General features: G+C 59.7%; 14 protein-coding genes. 8 read left to right on the top strand and 6 right to left on the bottom strand.

From position 1 onward, the window contains the following. Window positions 1-71 precede the first annotated feature (71 nt). The 5 genes from ACTNA2_RS00750 to ACTNA2_RS00730 all read left to right on the top strand — a co-directional run bounded on the left by ACTNA2_RS00750 (window position 72) and on the right by ACTNA2_RS00730 (window position 11,317). The gene (locus tag ACTNA2_RS00750) at window positions 72-1,595 is read left to right on the top strand and encodes a C69 family dipeptidase (RefSeq protein WP_441048269.1); all 1,524 of its coding nucleotides are present in this window, start codon (window positions 72-74) and stop codon (window positions 1,593-1,595) included. A gap of 147 nt (window positions 1,596-1,742) precedes the next feature. Further along, entirely contained in the window at window positions 1,743-2,159 is a 417-nt protein-coding gene (locus ACTNA2_RS00745) for a hypothetical protein (protein WP_154515830.1), read from the top strand. A gap of 8 nt (window positions 2,160-2,167) precedes the next feature. Beyond that, the gene (locus ACTNA2_RS00740; RefSeq protein ID WP_441048268.1) at window positions 2,168-3,931 is read left to right on the top strand and encodes an ABC1 kinase family protein; all 1,764 of its coding nucleotides are present in this window, start codon (window positions 2,168-2,170) and stop codon (window positions 3,929-3,931) included. 666 nt (window positions 3,932-4,597) lie between these two features. Next, window positions 4,598-10,417: an InlB B-repeat-containing protein gene (locus ACTNA2_RS00735; RefSeq protein WP_441048267.1), complete on the top strand. Its 5,820-nt coding sequence runs from the start codon at window positions 4,598-4,600 to the stop codon at window positions 10,415-10,417. A gap of 9 nt (window positions 10,418-10,426) precedes the next feature. Next, on the top strand, window positions 10,427-11,317 hold the full coding sequence (locus ACTNA2_RS00730; protein WP_441048266.1) for a DUF4430 domain-containing protein: 891 nt from the start codon (window positions 10,427-10,429) through the stop codon (window positions 11,315-11,317). Between the two features lie 585 nt (window positions 11,318-11,902). Here the strand turns inward: ACTNA2_RS00730 and ACTNA2_RS00725 are convergent. The 3 genes from ACTNA2_RS00725 to ACTNA2_RS00715 form a co-directional block, all read right to left on the bottom strand. Then, a complete protein-coding gene (locus ACTNA2_RS00725) occupies window positions 11,903-12,310 on the bottom strand; it encodes a GtrA family protein (protein ID WP_370450581.1) in 408 nt (135 codons plus the stop codon). 221 nt (window positions 12,311-12,531) lie between these two features. Continuing rightward, complete coding sequence (locus ACTNA2_RS00720) at window positions 12,532-12,927, bottom strand: GtrA family protein (RefSeq protein WP_441048264.1); 396 nt, start codon at window positions 12,925-12,927, stop codon at window positions 12,532-12,534. A 78-nt stretch (window positions 12,928-13,005) separates the two neighbouring features. Beyond that, window positions 13,006-14,922 carry a fructose-1,6-bisphosphatase gene (locus ACTNA2_RS00715; RefSeq protein ID WP_441048263.1) on the bottom strand — a complete coding sequence of 639 codons (1,917 nt, stop codon included), beginning with the start codon at window positions 14,920-14,922 and terminating at the stop codon, window positions 13,006-13,008. A 318-nt stretch (window positions 14,923-15,240) separates the two neighbouring features. Here ACTNA2_RS00715 and ACTNA2_RS00710 point away from each other — a divergent pair, with 318 nt between their 5' ends. Further along, window positions 15,241-16,131 (top strand): DegV family protein, encoded by an 891-nt coding sequence (locus ACTNA2_RS00710; RefSeq protein WP_441048261.1) that lies wholly within the window; start codon window positions 15,241-15,243, stop codon window positions 16,129-16,131. Window positions 16,132-16,238: 107 nt separating this feature from the next. On the opposite strand, the gene ACTNA2_RS00705 is transcribed toward ACTNA2_RS00710, so the two are convergent. Continuing rightward, window positions 16,239-17,330, bottom strand: coding sequence for a hypothetical protein (locus ACTNA2_RS00705; RefSeq protein ID WP_427728970.1), 1,092 nt, complete (start codon window positions 17,328-17,330; stop codon window positions 16,239-16,241). A gap of 189 nt (window positions 17,331-17,519) precedes the next feature. Here ACTNA2_RS00705 and ACTNA2_RS00700 point away from each other — a divergent pair, with 189 nt between their 5' ends. Then, the gene (locus ACTNA2_RS00700; protein ID WP_427728972.1) at window positions 17,520-17,690 is read left to right on the top strand and encodes a hypothetical protein; all 171 of its coding nucleotides are present in this window, start codon (window positions 17,520-17,522) and stop codon (window positions 17,688-17,690) included. Between the two features lie 21 nt (window positions 17,691-17,711). Here the strand turns inward: ACTNA2_RS00700 and ACTNA2_RS00695 are convergent, their stop codons facing one another. Together ACTNA2_RS00695 and ACTNA2_RS00690 are read right to left on the bottom strand one after the other, a co-directional pair. Continuing rightward, complete coding sequence (locus ACTNA2_RS00695; protein WP_441048259.1) at window positions 17,712-18,815, bottom strand: RsmB/NOP family class I SAM-dependent RNA methyltransferase; 1,104 nt, start codon at window positions 18,813-18,815, stop codon at window positions 17,712-17,714. A 151-nt stretch (window positions 18,816-18,966) separates the two neighbouring features. Further along, window positions 18,967-21,117: a methionine--tRNA ligase gene (locus tag ACTNA2_RS00690; RefSeq protein ID WP_441048258.1), complete on the bottom strand. Its 2,151-nt coding sequence runs from the start codon at window positions 21,115-21,117 to the stop codon at window positions 18,967-18,969. Between the two features lie 132 nt (window positions 21,118-21,249). Between ACTNA2_RS00690 and ACTNA2_RS00685 the strand changes: the two genes are divergently transcribed. After that, on the top strand, window positions 21,250-21,819 hold the full coding sequence (locus ACTNA2_RS00685; RefSeq protein ID WP_441048257.1) for a DUF3267 domain-containing protein: 570 nt from the start codon (window positions 21,250-21,252) through the stop codon (window positions 21,817-21,819). Window positions 21,820-21,948 lie beyond the last annotated feature (129 nt).

Here is a 21,948-nt window from a genome sequence, read left to right as displayed (position 1 = left end):
GTGGTTTCGCCCTTTTTGCACCGAAGCGATACACTGTTGCCGTTTGATTTCTTCGCTCAAGGAGGATGCGCATGCCGTGCACAACGATTTTGGTTGGTAAGAACGCGAGCTACGACGGGTCGACGCTGGTTGCCCGCAACGAGGACTCGCCCAATGGGGTATTTGAGCCCAAGCGCATGCGCGTAGTGCATCCCGACGAGCAGCCGCGTGTCTACACGAGTGTCCTGAGCCACCTGACCGTTGAGCTGCCCGACAATCCCATGCGTTACACAAGCGTCCCCGACGTTGTCCCGGGTCATGGCATTTGGGCCGAGGCCGGTTTCAACGAGCTCAATGTTGGCATGTCCGCAACCGAGACGCTCACCACCAACGAGCGCGTCCGCGGCGCCGATCCGCTCGTGGACTACGTGCCCGCCAAGGGTAACGAGGGCGAGGACGGCTATGTGCCGGCGCAGCCCGGTGGTCTGGGCGAGGAGGACATGGTGACCCTGGTGTTGCCGTATGCCAAGTCCGCCCGCGACGGTGTGCGCATTCTGGGCGACCTGCTCGAGCGCTACGGCACCTACGAGAACAACGGCATCGCCTTTAGTGACGTTGACGAGATCTGGTGGCTCGAGACCATCGGCGGCCACCACTGGATCGCCAAGCGCGTACCCGACGACGCCTATGTGACCATGCCCAACCAGCTGGGTATCGACAGCTTTGACTTGGACGACGCCGAGGGCGCGCAGATCGACCACATGTGCTCTGCCGACCTGCGCACCTGGATGGCCGAGTGGCATCTGGACCTGACGCTGGGCGTTAAGGGCGACGGTCCCGCCGCGGTCTTTAACCCGCGCGAGGCCTTTGGCTCGCACAGCGACAGCGACCACGTCTACAACACACCGCGTGCCTGGTACATGCAGCGCTGCCTCAACCCCAGCGATGTGTGGGACGGTCCCGACGCCGACTACACGCCCGAGAGCGACGACATTCCCTGGAGTCGCGTGCCCGAGCGCAAGGTGACCCTCGAGGACATCAAGTACGTGCTTTCGAGCCACTACCAGGGCACGGAGTACGACTGCTACGGCAGCAAGGGCACGCCCGCCACGCGCGGCGCCTATCGTCCCATCGGCATCAACCGCAACAGCCAGCTCGCCGTGCTGCAGCTGCGCCCCTATGCGCAGCCGGCGTATCGCGCCGTGCAGTGGATGGCGTTTGGCTCTAACTCGTTTAACGCGCTTGTGCCGCTGTACGCCAATGTCGAGACCATGCCCGAGTACTATGCCGACACGCAGGCTCGCGTGACGTCCGAGAATTTCTATTGGGCGAATCGCCTGATTGGCGCCTTGGCCGATGTTCGCTTCCATGAGTGCGGTCGCGCGGTCGAGGATTATCAGGAGAAGGTCGGCGGCATGGGCCACAAGCAGATTCACGACGTTGACGCCGTTGTAGCCGTACTGCCCGAGGCCGAGGTGCCCGCCGAGCTCGCCCGCGCCAACGAGGCCTTTGCCGAGTTTGTGCGCGTGGAGACCGATGCCCTGTTGGGCAAGGTGCTCTACACCACGAGCTGTGCCATGAAGAATTCCTTCGCGATGAACGATAACATTAGGTAAAAGCCACATTGCAGCGAACGAGCGGGGCAAACGCCGTCAAAGGCTTTGCCTCGCTCGATTTCTATCCCGGCGACAAACGATTTTGTGTCGTTTGCCCAATCTTGGGTACAAGTAGGCCAATGAAGTTGTTCACGATTGGAGCCAACCATGGTTATGAAATTCGATCAGCTTGTTAACGGTGCCATCAACGTGGGCTTCGGTGCCGCCGCCGTTGCCGTCGAGGGCGGCAAGAAGGTCCTCGACGACCTCAATGCCAAGGGCGAGCAGGTGCGCAAGGACGCCGGCACCCCCGATATCGCCCGCAGCGTGTCCGACATGTTCGAGCAGGCCGGCGGCACCATCTCCGACCTGACCGAGCGCCTGGGCATGCAGGGCGAGACCGCGGCCCAGCGCGTGCTCGACGAGCTCATCCTCGCCCGCGTGCGCGTCATGACCGCCCCCGAGCGCACGGCCTTTTTGGCCCATGTGCGCGACATCGTCGATTCGGTCGAGGACAACGTGACCTCGGTGCCCGTCGAGTCCGTTGAGCCCGACGATGCAGAGGACGCCGAAGAGGCCGAGTAGCAGCGCAGATGGCAGATTCCACCACCGATTACAACAATCAAGATCCCTTGGGTGACGAGACGGCGGTTGTCGACGAGGTCGAGGCCGCCGTCTCGGGCGCTCGCAAGAAGCCGCGCGCTGTCGATATGGTCCCTGAGGAGCCCGACGCGATGGCGCCGGACGAGGAATACCAGCTCACGCCGGCAGGTCGTCGTGAGCGCATTGGGCAGATCGTTCGTCTGATCAAAAAGTACCGCGTATGGGACAACCTCACGCCGGTGCGCCTGCGTCGTCTGCTCGAAGAGCTCGGCCCCATGTTCGTTAAAATGGGGCAGATTCTGGCTAACCGCTCCGAGATCTTGCCGCAGCGGTTTTGCGACGAGCTGCGCCGTCTGCGCTCCGACGTAGAGCCGGTGCCGTATGAGGTAGTGCTCCGCTGTTTGGAAGAGGAATACGGCCAGCGCCTGGGGCAGATATTCGACGCGATTGACCCCAACCCGCTCGGTAGCGCGTCGCTCGCGCAGGTGCACCGCGCCCGTCTGGTGACCGGCGAGGACGTGGCCGTTAAGGTGCAGCGCCCCGGCGCGCAGCAGGTGATGGCTCAGGACATCGACATCATTCGCTCGGTGGTACGCATCGTTTCCAAGTTCGTCAACACTGATCAGTTTGTGGACCTGCATGGCGTGGTCGAAGAGCTGTGGACCTCGTTTCGCGAGGAGACCAACTTTTTGGCCGAGGCCAAAAACCTCAACGATTTCTATGACTTCCACAAAAGCGTGCATGGCGTCTCGTGTCCCAAATCCTACTTGGACCTTTGTACCGAACACGTCGTGGTCATGGACTACATTGACGGCATCTCCATTGCCGATCCCGAGCGCCTGGTGGCCGAGGGTTATGACTTGGAAAAGATTGGCGCCGCGATCGTCGAGGACTACTCGACGCAGGTGCTCGACGACGGCTTTTTCCATGCCGACCCGCATGCGGGAAACATCATCCTTAAAGACGGGATCGTCTACTTTATTGACCTGGGCATGGTCGGGCGCATGTCGAGTCACGACCGCGGTATCGTCAAGGACATGATTTTCGCCGTGGCCGAAGGTGACGTGCCCAAGCTCAAGGATTCGCTTATGCGCTTTGCCGTGACGCGCGGCGATTCTGCCGAGCTCGACCATTCGGCCTTTTTGTCCGACTTGGACTTTATCGTCGCCGACTTTGCAGGGCTTGATCTTAAGGACCTGGATATCGGCGAGTTTTTGACCTCGCTGTTAAATCTGGCGCGCAAAAACGACGTTGAGCTGCCGAGCGTGGTGACGATGTTCGCGCGCGGCATGGTGACGCTCGAGGGTCTGCTGACCGAGTATATGCCCGACGTCAACATGATCCAGATCATCCAGGCGCACATCAAAAACGAGAAGAGCACCTATGCGCGCGTCCGCGAAATGGGGCGCGATCTTGCCGCGAGCAGCTATCGCGCGGCAAAAGGCTCGCTCGAGGCGGCCGAGTATCTGGGCTTGGCGTCGCGCATGCTCACGCGCGGCCAGCTTAAGGTGAACACGCAGATCATGAGCAGCGATAAGGCGCTGCGACAGCTGGGTGGAATTATCGACCGCATGTCGATGGCAATTGTGATCGCCGGCCTGTTTATCGGCTCGTCGGTTGTGTACTACGCGCGCATCGAGCCGGTTGTGTTCGGTATTCCGGTCATTGGCTTTATGGGCTACGTGAGTGCGCTGGTGCTGGCGCTGATGCTGGGCCGCGAGATCTGGCGCAACAGTCACGGCGGCAAGCGTTAATGGCCCCTGGGGGACGGAGGAAAACGGATCATTTTGCCTTGCGTCGCGCCGGCGTGGGCTGGTCCGAACAAAACTATGCCGGTTTACGGGGCTGGAGCGCCGAACCTCGAGCATACCGAAATTCGCGCTTTTAAAACCGCAGGTAGATGAGTCGTTGGTTTTCGAAAATGGCAGATATGGTTGCGAAGTGCTGAATCAGCCCCGTAAACCGACATAGTTTTGAAACGGGCTGTTCTTGCATGGTCCGACGACAGTCCTTCCTATCGCAAACCATAGCTTTTACCTTGGGCTTCGCCTGCGTGCGGGGCCCTTTTGCGTGCTACCATACCGACAGTAATAATCGATGGCCTAGATGGTGGTGCGGAGACGCACGAATGCGCGGTTTTCCTGCGTGTTTGGGAGAATCGGGGTGCAAGTCCCCGGCTGTACCAGTAACCGTAATTCCTCTTGGCCCGGGATGGTCGCGTCGCAGATCGGACGGCGTGCCCGGGCCGGTAAGGTTAAGTCGGATCGCCTCCCATCTTGTACGCGGCCGCGGCGCATGCCGCCGGTACACGTTGGGCTCTGGAGGGAAGGGGGACCCCGATGGGGGTACTCGAGCGCAATGTGCGCGATGACGTGGGGCAGCCGCTGGGCAATGCTCCAAGTTCAGACAATAGGAGACAAATGGATATGTTTGAGGACGAGCGCCAGCGCGCCTCGTGGCGTCGTCATGGAGCGATTGCCCGCGGCGTAGCCAAGCGCGGTCTGGTGGCGTTCCTGGCTTTTGCCATGGCTTTTGGTACCACACCGGCGCAACTTTGGGCCGAGGGCGCCGAGGGCATTGCCGAGGCCGTGACGCAGACTGCGGAGACGAAGTCGGCGGAGGAGCAGGCTGCCGGCGAGGGTGACGCCGATGCTGCCGGTACGGATGCCGCCGCGTCTTCCGGTACCGTTGCGACCTCCGAGCAGTCGAGCGCACCGCAGCCGAGTGCTGTCCAGAGCGCAGCGGGGAGCAGCGCCGTCGCGGTGCAGAGCGATGACGCACTTACGATTTTCTCTCTAACGTTCGAGAACCTATCGACCGGCGAGCAGTCTTATGCCGGTTACACTACGTCGGATACGATTTTGGTCCATGCCTTTCAAAAAGTTAATGGGGCTAGGACCGAAATTGATTCATCCGATCTCAGTTATCAGTGGCAAGAGGGTCCTAAACAGAGCAGGAAAGACTCGGATTACACCGATATTCCCGGCGCTACTGAGCAGACCCTAAAGCTTGCCGAGTATGCCGGTAAGTCTGTCCGTTGCGTGGTGACACCTAAAGCGGGTGGCGACTCATATGCTAATCGCGGGACGACTCTGGTCACCGCCGCCGATAGCGTTAGTGTTTCGAGCGTCACCCTCGATAAGAGCGGTAAGGTTTACGCCGGAGATGTGATTTCTGCAACGGCGAAGTCGGGTACAACGGACGTCTCCGCGGACTCTCGCGTTTCCTGGCAGTGGTACTACGGCGACTCGAGTTCCGTTAGCGCTTGCACCAATAAAATCACTGGGGCAACGAGTCGTACTTTTACGGTTACGGCTGACCTGTTTGGCAAATACCTCGTTGCCAAAGCTACGAGCGCTTCTGGCGAGACTACTCCTGACGTTGCCGTTGGTCCTGTTTCGGAGGCTGGTGCGGTCGAGCTGTACGGCGTTACGGTCGAGGGCGCTTCTTCTACTGGGGCCGTGCATGTGGGCAACGTGCTCACGGCTAAGGCGACCAAGGGCAACTCTTACACGAACGTTGGATCTACCGATACCGTTCACTATCAGTGGCAGTACGCCGACGCCAAGTCGACGTCCGACGCCGCGTTCAAGAATATCGACGGTGCCGCCGACTCTGCCAGCTATACGGTTGCGGCCGATATGGTGGGCAAGTACATCCGCGTGATCGCCACGAGTGAAAACTCCGTTAAGAGCACACAGAAGAAGTACTACGGCAGCACCACCTCGGTTGACCCCGTGGGTCCGGTGACGCTTGCCGGTCAGTACACGCTTAAATCTGTCGAGCCGGCAGAGGCTTCGACGGCTACGCTCAACGTGGGCACGACGCTTACGCCCAAGGTCCGTATCCCCGACTCTTCGAGTTGGTCGGATTCCGCTCTGCCCGATGACGCCAAGCTGACCGTCACCTGGTATGCCAAGGGCGCCGATGACGCTAATTGGACCAAGGTCACCGATAACCTTGACGCCTCCACCGGTGCGCTGACTATCACCGATGCGCTTGTGGGCAAATCCCTCAAGCTCGAGGCCTCGGCGCTCGACAACACCGTTACGTGGACCTCTAGGGACACGGTGCTGCCGGTGGGGGAGTATAACCTGCTGCGCGTCGTGAGCACGCCTCAGCTCCAGAGCAAGTCGACCAACCTTGTCGCGGGCGATAGCGTCTCTGCCGATGTGTACGCTAAGCGCGTCGACGGCTCGACCACTAACGGCTCGACCACTAACGGCGTTAAGCTTTCTGCCGACAGCGCCGATATCTCTTGGTATGCGGCCGACGCCTCCGATGCGGCGGATGATGATTGGACTAAGCTCGAAGTAACGGGTGCCAAGATCCAGGTTCCCGATGCGGCCGGTAACAAGTACCTTAAGGCTGTTGCTGCGAGTGGCTCTTCCGAGGTCGAGGTCGTCTCGGCCAACAAGGTCATCAAGGCCGGTTCGCTCGAGGCTGCTGCTCAGAAGCTCAGCGATAAAAACGCGCTGATAAGCGTCGCCTACAGTGCTGATGGCGGTAACGTCAACGACGCGTTGAAGGCTCAGCTCAAGCAGCTCGGCTTTGATGATATCGACGTTAAGACTAAGACCGCCAGCTTCAGCTCTTCGTATGAGGGCGCTGAGGTCGGCATCTCCTCTACGTACGATAAGACTAACGGCGATGTCACGTTCTTCTATCTCGATCCCAACGCGTCTAGCGGCTGCAGCATTGACCAGCTGCGTCGCGCGAGCGTTACGTTCGTGCTCTCGCGTGATGGCAAGTCGGTTGAATACAAGCCGACTAAAACTGTTGAAATCGCTTGGAACGAAGGCAAGCTTCAGGACCTGCTCGACAACGCCGCCGAGCAGCTTTCCATCGGCTATGCCACGGGCGATACCGCCGAGAGCGTTACCCAGAATCTGACGCTGCCATACAGGGCGGGCGCCAACAAGAAGTTCTCCGTCGAGTGGACGAGCTCCGATACCGATGCCCTGTCTGTTTCGGGCAACGGCTGGGACGACTACACGGGCAAGGTCGCGCGCAAGTCGAGCGACCGCGAGGTCACGCTGACCGCCAAAGTCTCGGTGTTGTCGAACGTCTCCGATGTCAAGGTGACCGGTGGGGCCACGCATGCCGTTACTGTCAAGGGCGACCCCGATAAGGTTGCATCCGACAAGGCCGACCTGCAGGCAAAGGTCGATGCGGCCTTTACCTACGACAATATCAAGTACTACGGCACCAAAACGGTTGCCGACAAGGACGGCCTAACCGCCGACCTGCAAATGCCACAGCCCAAGAACCTTGGCGTCGACGGCAAGTATTACAAGGTCGAGTACTCCGCCAGCACCGATGACATCACGTTTAACGGTTACAAGGGTACGGTCTATCAGCCGCTGCCTGGCGCCGAGGCAGCGAAGACCAAAGTCACCCTTACGGTGACCGATAAGTCCAACGCCGAAGTCACGGCAAGCAGGACCCTCGACTTTGCGATTTCTCCTCAGAATCAGGACGAGCTCAATGCCGAGTTGTTCCACCTTAGCCTTGCGAAGTCTTCGTTCTACTTGGGTATTCTTGATGGCCAAAATGCCTCCAGCGTGACGGGCAACCTGCATGCACCGCTTAAGGTGTATGGCCAAGGACTCGGCGTTAACTGGTGCTATTCCACCGAAGAGGCTTCGGGACATTACGGCTTCGTGTTTAGTGAGCTCCCCGGTGGCACGGAGAACACCTATCGTTTGCTCAAGTCGAGCAAACCGAGGGTTATCGCGCATGAGACCCTTATCCTCACTCAGCCCGAATACAACACGAAAGTCACGATTAGCGGCCGTCTAAAGAGCGAACGTTTTGCCCGTTATGCCGAGCGCTATCCCGACAACTCGGACTACGCGGTGCTTGCCGGCTTGGATGTTTCTGCGACGGTAAACGTCAAGGGAACGACGGGGCTCGACAACCCGAACGAGGGCAAGACCATTACGGTGACGGCCAAGGTCACGGGCGTCTCCGCAAGTGATGCCGACGGCAACTACACCGAGCAATCGGTGGTGCCCTTGACCGAGCTTACGCTTCCCGCCGACGATGACACGACGGCCGAGTCGGTACTCGAGCAGCTTATGACGGCTGCCGGTTGTACGAACCTTGAGGCAAACGCCTTGGGTCTTACGAGTGCGACGATGCCCGATGGCCGCGTGCTGGGCACAACGAGCGCCGCGCCGTACAGCTTCTGGTCGTTTTACGTAAACAATGGGTTTGCGAACTTCGGCGCCTCGAGCTATTGCCTTAAGAACGGCGATTGCGTCGAGTTCCGTTACGTTAAGGGCGATGGCATACAGAAGCCTTCGTCGGCGCCTGCCACCAATCCTGGGGCTGAGCATCCCGATGTCGATACGGCATGGAATGGCTTTGCGAACGGTGGCTCGGGATCCGCAACGGATGCCCTTACGCCTACGACAAAGACCGATACGCCTTCCTGGGCGCTCAACCTTTTAACCGAAGAGCAGCAGAAGGCAGGCGCAAGCGCCTCTGCGTCTGACCCCATTGTCGCGAACGGAAAGGTGTACCTTGTCACGGGCGCTTCGGTATGGGGCGGAAAGACGTGGAATGCCGTTCTGAATGAGATCGACCCCGAGACGGGTTCCGTAGTACGCTCGCTTGAGCTTGGCTCTTCCATGGATAGCACCTGCCGTCCCGTTATTGCGCAGGGCATCATTCTGATTCCGCTTTCCGGTGGCTATCTGCAGGCTGTTTCGGCGAAAACGTTTAAGACGCTGTGGTATTCCGATGCCTTCGCTATGCAGAATCAATCTTCGTTGACCGTTGACGGCGACTACGTCTATATCAACACCCTTGATTGTTGGTCTGCCAATGGCAATGACGTGCAAAACGGTACGGTCAGGCGCATCAATATTCACACGGGCGCCATCGCCGGTAGCGCCTCCGTCGCTGACGGAGGTTACTACTGGTCCGGCGGCCTGATGGTCAATGGCTACTATGTCGTTGGCGGAGATTTCGGCCAGGTGCGCGTGTATTCTGCCGATCTGTCAAAGCTTGTTGGTTCGATTAAGCTGTCTGGTGGCAACATCCGTTCGGCGCTTACCGTTCATGACGGCTATATATATGCTGTTACGCGCGACGATGGTACGTTGCACAAGCTGACCATTGGTTCCGATGGTTCCATTACTGAGGCCGCGAAAGTTCAGTTTGCCGCTTATTCGACTTCGACGCCCGTTTTCAGTGGTAAGTATGCTTTTATTGGCGGGACAACCGTGAACAATTGGAAGGCTAAGGCTAAGGCCAAGGCTACGGCTAAGGGCCTACTTTCGATCATTGACCTCTCCGATATGAGTGTGAAGCAGATTACGAAGGCCGATGGCGAAGAGCTTGGCTTTGAGTCCAAGGGCACGCCGCTCGTCTCAACACATGATGGCGAGACGTACGTATATTTCACCTTGAACGGCGCCAAGGGCAATTGGCCTAACTACACTACCGGCGGTGGCGTGTACATGTACAAGCTGGGCGATGCCGAGGCAACCGAGGTGTTCGTTCCCGGTTCTGGATATGCCAACTATTGCATGGCTTCGGTTGTCTGCGATCAGTTCGGCAATCTGTATTACACCAACGATTCGGGCCATCTCTTCTGTGTGAAATCTCAGGCACATCGTGTCAAGTTTGATGCTCAGGGCGGCTCTGCGACTGGCGATCAGACGCCTGCTTCCGGCTCGACCGTCACCAAGCCGGCCGATCCGACGCGTGAGGGCTACACCTTTGGTGGCTGGTATACCGATGAGGCTTGCACAAAGGCGTATGACTTTAGCGCTGCGGTGACGGCCGATATGACGCTCTACGCTAAGTGGACCAAGAATGCCGTTACCCCTGGCGGTAACGGCGGCTCTGGCTCCAACGGCGGCAATGGCGGCTCGGGTAATGCTGGTTCTGGCTCCGGTAACGGCACAAACGGCCAGCAGGCTGGCGGTGCTGTTGCTCCGGGTCAGAAGCCGGTGTCCACCACGACCAAGACCGAGACCAAGGACGGCAAGGATTCCAAGAAGGATTCCGACAAGTCCGACAAGAAGGACAGCAAGAAGTCTGATAAGAAGTCCAGCAAGTCCAGCTCCAAGTCCGATACGGGCTCGGCTGCCGCGACTACCGCTAAGAAGTCCGCTGAGGCTCTGGCACAGGAGTCTGGCTTCAACCCGCTCGCCATTGTCGGCGTAGCGGCCGGCGTGATCGGGCTTGCGGTCATTGGCGTGTTCGTGTTTACCAAGCGCCGGTAGGTGAGAGCTGTGTCCAATAAACCTCAGGATGCCGACTCCAAGCAACCCGACTCGTCGTTCATTCAGCTCGACGATGCTAAGCAAAAGGGCGCCGCCTCGGCGGCGTCCGCCTCTCGGCGTAAGGCGCTGCTTGGCTCTCTGACGGCCGTCTGCATCGCGCTGATTGTCGTCTCGCTGGGCTTTGTTCACCCTTCCGCCAGCGGTGCCTGGTCCATCGATTGGATCGCTCGGGCCGTGGCGGGGAGGAGCGTTGCCGACTCTGGCTCTATCGCCTCTCGCAAGACGGAGACAGCGGGCTCCTCGTCTTCTGACGCTGTGGACTCCGAGTCCAAGGACTCGAATGAATCGGATTCCAAGGACGCTTCCGAGTCTTCGGACGAGAAGTTAGACAAGGATTCGAAAGGGAAGAAGTCCGAAGGCAAGGGCGGCAAGAAGTCCAACAACGCGTCTGCCGGACAGGACTCCGAATCCGCTGGTGGATCGAGTTCTTCAAACGGCTCCTCTTCGGGCGGCGGCTCGGCGGCCGGCGGTGGGTCTGCATCCAACAGCGGCAACGCTTCTGCTGGCAATCAGGGCGGCTCGCAGCAGCCTGGCTACATTACTGTGACGGTCTCAGTGACGTCGAGTGCCGTGGGTAACCCGGTGTCTTCTGGCGGTACGTTCACCTTCAACGAGGGCGCTACCCCCTACGATGCTTTGTGTGCACTGGGCCTTTCCGTCAATGCGCACGGTTCGTCGTACGGCACGTATGTCGCCGCTATCGGTGGTTTGGCCGAGAAGGAGCACGGTGGTACAAGCGGCTGGATGTACTCCGTTAACGGTGTGACGCCCAACACGGCTTGCAGCAACTACGTTCTCTCCAACGGTGACAGCGTGGTCTGGTATTACGTAACGGGCTAAATGCCTCGACATAACACGCCAAACGGGCGGTTCGGACCAACACCCGAGCCGCCCGTTTTTATGCGAATGGGACGTCGTTTCCCAATCGAGGCTCAACCGGAAATCGCATCCCACTCTGAAGGTGAATTCCGGGACGCAATTTCCGCATCAGCATCCATTGGGAAAGCGCATCTCGTTCTAGACATCGATAACGGGATGCGCTTTCCGTTTCGGCGTCCGCGGGAAACTGCGTCCCGGAATCCACGCTCAGACCGGGATACGGTTTCCCGATGGGGCGGGTTTCGGAAAGCGTGTCCCGCTCTGGGGGCTCATTCCGGGATGGACTTTCCGCATGGGGGCTCATCTGGAAACTGCGTCCCGTTCTGTTGACTGATTCCGGGACACTGTTTCCGCTAGGACGGCGTTGCGGAAGCTGCATCCCATTCTGAGGCTGCAATCTGGGATACACTTTCCGGAACGGCGTTCATGGGGAAACTGCGTCCCATTCATGCACCGTAGCCCGCCTTCCTCGGCAGACTCTGCAAACAAAAAACCGGTTGGAACGAGAATTCCAACCGGCTGCGAAGCAAGATTATGTTGGGCCGTCTACGACCGTGCGCCTTCGAGGAAAAAGCGACGGCTAAAGTAGTTGTACCAGGTGACCAGGAACGTGGCGATGGCCTTCATGGCCTGGTAGCCGATGCTCAAAAACGTGACGCCCACAAACATGTACAGGTCGTTGAGGCCCAGGCCGATCACCGACAGGATGGTAAAGATCGTGAACTCGCGCTTACGGCTCATGCCCTCGCGATGGTCGAACACGTACTTCATGCTGAGCCAGTAGTTAACCACGACGGACGTGGTAAACGAGACCGTCGTGCTCATCAAAAAGTCGAGGTGGAACAGCTCGACGAGCGCAATAAGCATGCCCCAGTCGACGCCAAAGGAGATAAGACCCACGACAGCGAACTTGAGGAACTGCTTGGTATGAGGTTGTGCCAGCGCGTTGCGCACGTAATCACATCCAATGCGTTGATGAATCGAGCAACGAGATACTTTAGAGCTTTTGCATGGCAAACGTAAGGTCTTTGGCAAGAACTATACGAACTCGCCAAATATTCAAGAGGTAATCCGCAAACGCTGCAAATCTTCCCGTAAACGAGCAAGGCCCGCGAATAACACAGCGCTTGACGCGCGTCATCCGCAGGTCCCTGTGGTGCAACGAGGAAGCCGAGCTATTTGGTCTGCTCGCCCTCTAGGAAGATCTTTCGCGTTACAAAGTTGTAGACCATGACGAGTGCGGTAGCGCAAATCTTGGCGATATTGGCCTCGAGGCCCAGGCCGGCGTTGAGGACAAGCACGATGCCGTCGTTGAGCGCCAGGCCAATAACGGATGGCACGACAAAGATGATGAACTCGCGGCGGCGGCTCATGCCCTCCTTGTGTGCAAACACGTACTTCATGCTCGCGACGTAGTTAAAGATGAGCGAGACGATAAAACCGCTGGTGTTGGCGATCAAGATGTTGAGGCCCAGGCCGTAGTGGAGCAGATTCATGATGCCAAAGTCGATGACGGTGGCAACGACGCCGACGACGCCAAACTTTATGATCTGCGCAAGGAGCTTTTGCATGGTACCTGCCTTAGGGTGGCGCCGGGGCGCCGCGGGGATGACAAACCCAGCAAGTTTAACCAATCCCCGCAGGCGGGGCTAGGCGCGCTCCTCGATAGCACCGTTTCTATATGCATCGAGGAGCTGGCGCAGTTCTTGGATCTGACTGCGAATCCTGACGCCGGTATCGGTGTCGCTCACCATGCGGCGCCGGTCGGCCTCGTCAAAGCGGTTGGTCTCGCTTTCGATATCGATGTTGCGGGTGAGCGCCTCGGCAACGCTGGTAAAGGCCTGGTGCGACTTGAGGCGGCATCCGCGCGAGCTCGAGATGAGCGTGTAACCGGCGATGCCCGTTTTGGGGTGGTAGGCGCGACAGAAACCGCCGTCGATGACCAGCAACTTTCCGTTGGCGCGGATGGGCTGCTCGCCCTTGGTGGTCTTGACGGGCGTATGGCCGTTGATGATATGGCCCGTCGGCGAGCAAGCCATGGGGGCGACGCCAAACTCCCGCATGATGTCGTCGCAAACGGACGAGGACGTGGTGAGCGTGTAGTACGGGTCCATCGGCTCGACCCACGTGCTCTTGTCGGCAATGTAGGCGCGCTCGAAGGTGCGCACCACGCGTCCGCTGGCGGGTGAGTTAAAGCCGATCCACAGGTACCACATCCAATCGAGGGCATCGCGGTCGCCGACGCGCCAGGCGCGACGGGCGATATAGTCGCAAAAATCAAAATAATCGCGGCCGGCGTGCCAGGTACCCAGGCAGTTCATGCTGCTAAAGGTGCCGTCTTCGTTGAGCGGTACGCAGCCGTGGAACAGCAGATTGCCGTTGGCGACCTTATACATGGAGCCGTGGGTATAGAGGAAATCGATGTGGCGATACAGATGATCGGCGGTGACAAATTCGGACACGAGCTTGTCGATGATGTGCTGCTCCTCGGGCGTGAGCGTGTAGGGGTCCGCTGGATCGACGGTGGGGAAGTCGTTAGTCGTGAGCGGCCACACGCTGCCGTCGGCGAGGGTGACCGTGCCGGCATCGTGATCGACCTTGTCGAGCAGTAGACGGTCGGCCATGTCGAACTCGGGGTGGCGCTGGATAATCTGGCCCTCGAGCTTAAAGAGCAGAACGTTGATGGCTTTGATGAGCGGGCTGATGGGCTCGCCGGCGGTATAGGTAGCGTTGGCAAAGGCGACAAGCTCGCGCAGCGAGATGCCGTAGTCGTTCTCGAGAATCTCGTAGTTGTCGTAGCGCAGGTTGTTGCGTAGCACCGTGGCGATGCAGGCGGGCTCGCCGGCAGCGGCGCCCATCCACAACAGATCGTGGTTGCCCCACTGAATATCGAGCGAATGATAGGTGAGCAGGCGGTCCATAATCTTGGCCGCGCCGCCGCCGCGGTCGAAGATGTCGCCCACCAAGTGCAGGTGGTCGACGGCGAGGCGCTTGATGAGCGAGGCGAGCGACTCGATAAAGTCGTCGGCGCTGGCGGTCTCCAAGATGGATTCGATAATGCGCTCGTGATAACGCACGCGGTAGTTGTTCTCGTCCGGATGCGTGTGCAGCAGCTCGTCGATGATGTAGGCGTAATCGCGCGGGATGGCCTTACGTACCTTGGAGCGGGTGTAGCGGCTCGAAAGCGAGCGGGCAACCACAATGAGCTGGTTGAGCATGGTCTTGTACCAGGTGGGCGAGTCCTCGTGCCGGCTGCGGACCAGATCGATCTTCTCGCGCGGGTAGTAGATGAGCGTGCACAGCTCGCCCTTTTCGTTAAAGGAGAGCGTGTCGCCAAAGATTTCGTCGACATGCTCGCGCACGACGCCCGAGCAGTTGTTGAGGATGTGCATAAAGGCTTCGTACTCGCCATGCACATCGCTCATAAAATGCTCGGTGCCCTTGGGCAGGTTGAGGATGGCCGAGAGGTTGATGATCTCGGTGAATGCGGATTGCTCGGTGGGGAACTGTCTCGACAGCAGGCGCAGATACTTGAAGTCTTGCGGATTGCGATCGAATGCGACCATGAAACACCTTCCGATGTGGTTGGTAAAACTGATAAACAGCGTCAAACGTTTATCAGTATGCGCCGCTTTTGTTTCAATTGGGGTTAGGAGATTGAATTGTTGGCCGAACGGTTTGCTAAATCGATTTAGTCGAGGTAGATATGGCGGTTGAGTGGAGACGTAGGGTCGTTTTTGCAGGCGCATACCTCCGGGATCGCTAGAGATGATGACGGTAAAGATGTTCACTACCTTTGGTTCAATTTGGTAAATAACGGACATTTGTACCGTATTCACGCATGCTGTGCGATAATTTGCGCAACAATGAGTAAGGAGCCTCATATGAGTGATTTTGTCCTGACCTGTGAATCCGCCGCCGATCGAACCCGTGAGTTCTTTGCGTCGCGCAATATTCCTGTCGTGTGTTTTCATTACGAGATCGACGATGTTGTCTATACGGACGATCTGTATCAGTCGATTACGCCGGACGAGTTTTTTGCCCAGATTGCCGCGGGCGCCATGCCCAAGACGTCTCAGGTGAGCGTGGGTGAGTACGAGGAGTTTTGGGAGCCGTTTGTTGCCGAGGGTAAAGACGTGCTGCACCTGACGTTGTCGTCGGGTATTTCGGGCACGTATGGATCGGCCTGCGTTGCGGCGCAGATGCTCGCGGATCGCTATCCCCAGGGCGGCAAGGTGCGCGTCATCGATTCGCTGGCGGCGTCTTCGGGCCTTGGCCTGCTGGCGGAATGTGCCGCCGACGTTCGCGATAGCGGCGCTTCGCTCGACGAGACGGCCGCTTGGATTGAGGAGCATAAACTCAACCTGCACCACTGGTTCTTTTCGACCGATCTGTCGAGCTACCTGCGCGGCGGTCGCATTTCGGCCGCGAGCGCGATCATCGGCACGGCACTCAAGATTTGCCCGCTTATGACGGTCGATTGCGAAGGTGAGCTGGCGCCGCGTGAGAAGATTCGCACCAAGAAGCGTGCGATTTCCGAGATGGCTAAGACCATGATGGCACACGTGCAGGGCGGTGCGGATTATTCGGGTAAGTGCATCATGTCGCACTCGGCGTGTCGCGAGGATGCCGAGGCAGTTGCGGCGCTGATAGAGGAACAGATTCCGCAGCTTAAAGGCAAGATTGAGATTAATGACATCGGTACTCTGATTGGCTCGCATACCGGACCTGGTACGGTGGCGCTCTTCTTTATGGGCGACAAGCGCGTGGACTAACGTTTGTGGGCTGGCTGACGGTTTTAACGGCTACGCCTGTCCTCCTGACATTTGATAACAGAAAAAGGCCCGTCCCGTTGTTTGCGGGGCGGGCCTTGCTGTTGCGGCTAGCGTTTCTTTCCACGGAAGAAGAAACCGTGTAGCGAGGGCTTGAGTCCGCGGTTGGCGCGACGCTCCTCGATATGATCGTGGATCGAGGCGACGCGTTCGATGACCTCGTCGGGAATCGGCACGTCGGGATTCATGTTCTCGACCTGGCTGACCTCGGCGGCGGCGACCTGGTCGATAATGGGCACATCGTCGCGCGAGATGACAGGCGTGGCGTCTTCCTTCATCTTGCGGTAGCGCTCCATCATGTCGGTTTGCAGCTGCTGGGCCGAAGGCGGCGTCCAGATGATAGCGTTGGCGCCGGCGGCGATGGTTTCGCGGATGCTCTCGGGCGTCTTGCCACCCGGTGCGATGAGCGGCAGGCTGGGATAGTGCTCTCGCAGCTCGCGCAGGACCTGGGGTGTGTTTTTGCCGGCGGCGATGTTGAGGATCTTGGCCCCGGCGCGCACCTTGGCGTGGGCATCGTCATCGCAGCGAACGACCGTGGCGATGACGGGGATGTCGGCGATGTTGGTGATGTGCTCGACCATCTCGGCGGTAGCGGGGGAGTTGACCACGCAGCCCGCCGCGCCTTGCATCTCGGAGACGGCCGCCATCTGCACGGAGCGCTTACCGGTGGTGGTACCGCCGCCAACGCCCACAAAGACCGGGCACTCGGCAACAGTCAGCAGCGCCTGCGTAATGGCGGGCTGCGGCGTGAAGGGGTAGACGGCAAACACGGCGTCGGCATTGGAGTTGCGGATGACCGCCACGTCGGTGGTGTAGATGAGCGATTTGATGCGGCGTCCAAAGAGCGTAAAGCCGCTGGCCTCCTCGATCTCATCGGGCATGCGGAGGGCCGCCTTGCGCAGGCGCCCATCGATGGGCAGCGGCTCCATGGGCAAAAGGCCGCTGGGGGTTACGGCCACCTGGGGCTCGGTAAATTCGTCCGCAAGCTCAACCTCTGAGAAATCGACCGAGGCGACGATGTCCTCGTGAACCTCGGCGGGAACATCGATGGGGGCTTGGTCGTTCGTCGCGGCGGGCGTGTCGAAGGAGCTGGTGGCGACAAAAGCGTCAACACGCTCGTTCAAATCGTTGAGAGAATCCATTGCGGTCCGTTTCTATAATGTGCGGTCGGCAGCGTGCGACCGGCGCTACGTTGCTAAAACGTTTGACGAGTTGATTTTTCCCCGCCGCGCTATCCGTTAGACCGAAGGGCCGGCGAACGTGAAGGAGCTGTGGTGGCAGGTTTTGAGGTGCTATCTTAAATGTCCCGTTTATAAGAGAGGTGGCGCGGTATGGAAATCACGACGATATTGAGCTCGATTGGCCTATGCGTGGGCGCAATCGTAGCCGCCGCGGTCATCTACTTTGTGGTTACGGCCATTAAGGGCAAAAAGGCCGAGCGCAAGGAGCGTGAAGCGCTTGCGCGGCATAAGGACCAGCAGGACAAGCGCGCACGGAGATAGCTTGTTGAGTTGGTCCGTGCGCTAGCTGCGTTTTCGGATCAGAGCGATGTAGAAGCCCTCAAAGTCGCGGCTGGGCGGGATGGTCAGCGTGCCGGGCATGCCGTTGGCGACGGTCGAGACGTGGCCGGTGGCGATGGCCTCGGTGAGGGCGTTGCTCTCGACGCGTGGCTCTTCGCCAGCTTCCTGAGCACGGCGCGTTTCGCTTTCGCTCGGCGTGCCGTCGAGGGGGATGAGCTCGCAGTCCATGTGTTTGTCGAGGGCCTCTTGCAGGGCGTCCTCGTTTTCCTGCGGCAAGATCGAACAAGTGGAATAGACGAGCGTGCCGCCCGGCTTGAGGGCGCCCATGGCGCGGTCCAGAAGCGCGCGCTGCGAGCGGGCGCACTTGCAGAGCAGCTGCTCGGTCAGGCCGCGCAGGCTTTTCTCGTTGCCGCTGATGACAGTGCCCGTGCCGGTGCAGGGGGCGTCGAGCAGGATGCGGTCAAAGCGAAAGAATTCGTCGAGCTCGCGTGCGTCGATGCGCATGACGGGCACGTTTTTGGCGCCCTGGCGGCCCAAGTTGGCCTCGAGCTTTTCGGCGCGGGGAATGCTCATCTCGCAGGCGGTGAGGTGCGCCTGTCCCTGGGTAAGGGCGGCGATCTGCGTCGTCTTGCCGCCGGGGGCCGCGCACATGTCCAGGATATCCTCGCCGGCCTGAGCGCCCAGCACCAAAGGAGGCATCATGGACGACAGGCTCTGCAGATAGATTTTGCCGTTGCGGTAGATGTCGAGATCCCACAGATCGGATACCTGGGCCTCGGGCAGGATGAAAGCGTCCGGGTACCAGGCAACGGTTTGGTGGGCGATGCCGGCTGCGTCGAGCGCGGCGGCGATGTCCTCGGCGGTTGCCTTGAGCGTGTTGGCGCGCAGCGTGACCGGGCGCGTGGCTGCGGCGCCAAAGCCTTCGATCATGAGCTCGGCATCGGCAGGCGCATAGGCGCCGGCGACCGTGTCGACCATAAAGCGCGGCAGGTCGGCGGCGGAGTGTTGGGCGGCAAGCTGGTCGGAAAGCTCGGTAGCGGCAAACTGCCTAAGCTTGAGCTCGGGCTTAACCTGCTTTTTCTGCTTACGACGACGCGGCTTGGACATCCGTCCTTCCTTCCCATTCCATTAAAAGTAGTCAATTTGGGACGGGGCTATTTTAGCTGCCCGTCCGTTTCGGCAGGCGTTGCAGTTAAATTTGGGACGGGGTAGCTAAAATAGCCCCGTCCCAAATTGACTAGTCTGCCTTGGCGTTTGTCTAGTACTGGCTCTCGTGCTTGCTGAAGAAGTCGAAGCGCGGGGGCAGCGGCTTCACGCGGTGCTCGCCGGGCTTCTCGCCCAGGCTCTCCACAAACTCATCCGTGGAGGCAAAGATGTTGTCCCAGCTAAAGAAGGCGACCGGATCGATGTCGAAGTACTCGCAGATGAGCTCGCAGCCGGCCGGGACGATGCCGTGCATGAGCACGGTCGCCACGCGCAGCTCGGTAAAGGCGTCGACCAGTGCCTGCGTCATTGCGGTGTTTGCCTCGCTACCCTCGAGTTTGTTGGCAGCCTTGGAGGCGTCGCTCCAGCGCTTGTTGGCGGCACGCAGGTAGTCGTCACACACGGCGAGCGCGCGGTGCGTCTCGAACTTGTACATGGCTTGCTCAAAGGCGAGAGCTGCCTGCTCGGCGGCTTCGACCACGGTGGCGGAGGCGGCACCGGCGGGGATGCATCCGTTGCGGTAGGGGCTCTCGTCGCCCTCCTTGACGGCGACGCCGTAGAAGCAGCTGCGGGCCAGGCGGTTGAACACGCCGGTCAAAAGCGCGCTCTCCTTAAGGGCCGGGTCGATAACGCGCTTGTCGTCGCAGGCGCGCACCTCGTTGCCGTCCTTGTCCTTGCCGGTCACGCGTGTGTCATATGCCTTGGGGCTAAAGCTCACCGGCTTCTCGGACAGGCCGAGCGACAGCCAATGCGCACGCATCTGCTCGCAGGTGTAGTGATTGAGCAGGTCGTCTGCCGGCGGGGGAGGCGTCTGCGAGGACGAGCTGGCTTTTTTGCCCATGTAGAGCAGGTGATAGCAGGCGCTGACGGTGCTCTGCGTGAGGTTCCAACCCAGGGCCTCCCACATGGCGGTCTGCGCGATGCAGTAGAAGTAGATGTTGTCCTGACCGATAAACTGGTAGATCTGTGCGTCGTCAGAGCACCACCAGTCGCGCCAGTCGAGCGAGCTGTGCTGGTAGGTGGGTGCGGGGACCTGGGTGGAATCGGCGGCGGGCTCGCCCATGAGGGCGGCATCCTGGGCGGCGACGCCCTCGGTCACGCCGGCGGCGCGGGCGTCGCGGGCGAGCACGGTGCGGGTGTAGCTGATGGGCGCCCACAGGCTCTCGGGCCAGCACCAGCAGGTGACGTCGGAGACGCCATCGACCTCGGGCACCGGAACGCCCCAGTCGATGTTGCCGGTGATGCGGAAGGGCACGAGCGCCTTGCCGCTACGGAAGCGCACGCCGCCGTTGGCGAGCACCGCGTGGGCATCGTCGCGCTCCTTCCAGCTGGGGAAGGTGACGGTAAAGCTGCTCTTGTTGCCCTCGGGCTCCAGCACGGTGTGCTCGGGAAGCTGATCCTCGACGGCATCGAAGGCCTCGCGGAACTTATTCTGGATGTAGAGCTGTGCCGGCAGCAGCCACTCCTCCATGGTCTTGGAGACCACGGAGCGAACCTGCGGGTTCTGGGCGAGCTTGGCGGTGTAGGTCTTCATAAAGTCGAGGTAGGCCGGCAGGTCGAAGTAGAGGTTGTCGACCGGGCGCAGCTCGGGCACCTCGCCGGTGAGCTGGCTCTTGGGCGCGATGAGCTCCTCGGGCTCAAACTGGTGGCCCAGGTCGCACTCATCGGCATAAGCCTTCTCGGACTTGCAACCTTGGATGGGGCAGCGGCCGATGACCTGGCGACCGTTGAGGAACGTGCCGGCCTTGGCGTCGTAGAACTGCAGGGTAGAGCGCTTGGAGATGGTGCCCTGCTCGTGCAGGCGCTCGATAATCTCGGCGGTCACCTTGTTGTGAATCTGGGCCGCCGGCTCAAGGCCCGAGCCGCCGTAGATGTCGCAGCTGATGTTGTAGTTGTTGAGGGTCGCGGCCTGGCGGGAGTGATTGGACTCGACATACTCGCTAATGGACTTATCGTAGCCCTCGTTCTCCTTGAGCTTGCGGTAGCTCTCCATGATGGGCGAGCCGTAGCAGTCGGTGCCCGAGGTGAAGATGACGTTCTCGCGGCCCAGGCGGTCGCGCAGGAAGCGGGCGAAGAAGTCGGCCGGGACAAAGACGCCGCCAACGTGGCCAAAGTGAAGACCCTTGTTGCCATAGGGCTCGCCGGCGGTAACGATGGCGCGGCGGGGCCAGCTGGGACGGTCGTTCATGGAGTATTTGGATGCCATGGGACTCCTTCGTATATGGTAAGAGCGCAGCCGGGCGCGGGGCTCGGCGACGCAGTGGTCAATTCGTGCATATCGTTCGACATTATCGCACATGCGGACGGGTACGTGGCAGGGGCGCTATCCTAAGATGCTATGAATGAGATTTCCAACATACATGCGTTTGAAGACGAGGATTTCCTGCACGCTTGCTTTGTGTGGGGGATGGCCGTGCTTGGCGCATTTGCCGTGTGCCTGGTGCCGGTGTTTATGCTGCTGGGTGGGCCCACGGACTTGGATGCGGCTGACGCGGGTGGCTGGACGGCTGTCTTGGGCTGGATAGTTGGCTTAGCTGCGGTTTCGGCGGCGTCATTTGCCGTGCACGAGTTGGTGCACGGCGTGTTCTTTAAGCTGTTTGCGCCCGCCGGTGCGCACGTGACCTTTGGGGCGAACCTCGAGACGTGCATGATTTACGCCTGCGCCGAGGGCGTGGTGTATTCGCGCCGGCGGTACATGGCAGTTTGTCTGGCGCCGACGGTTGTCGTGACGACGGCGTTTACCCTGGGGTTTGCGTTTTCGGGCTATCCGCTGCTGTGCTACCTGGCAGCCGGCTTGCATTTGTCGGGCTGTGTGGGCGACTGGTATTACGTGCGGACCATTTTGCGCGACCGCCGCATTGTCGCCTGCGAGGACACGTCCTTTGGCGTTCGCTTTTTTGGTCAGTAGTCTTTTTGGGACGGGGCTATTTTGACTACTTTTTGGAGATGGGTATTTTTGACTGCTTTACGTCAAAAGTAGTCAAAATAGCCCCGTCCCAAAAAGACTACCCTGGGCAAAGATTGGGAGGAGATGTCC

Origin of the sequence: Collinsella sp. HCP28S3_E9 (assembly GCF_052065455.1) — a bacterium.
Classification (GTDB): Bacteria; Actinomycetota; Coriobacteriia; order Coriobacteriales; family Coriobacteriaceae; genus Collinsella.
The sequence above is the reverse complement of the archived record's forward strand: the minus strand, read 5'-3'. Positions and strand labels throughout refer to the sequence as shown.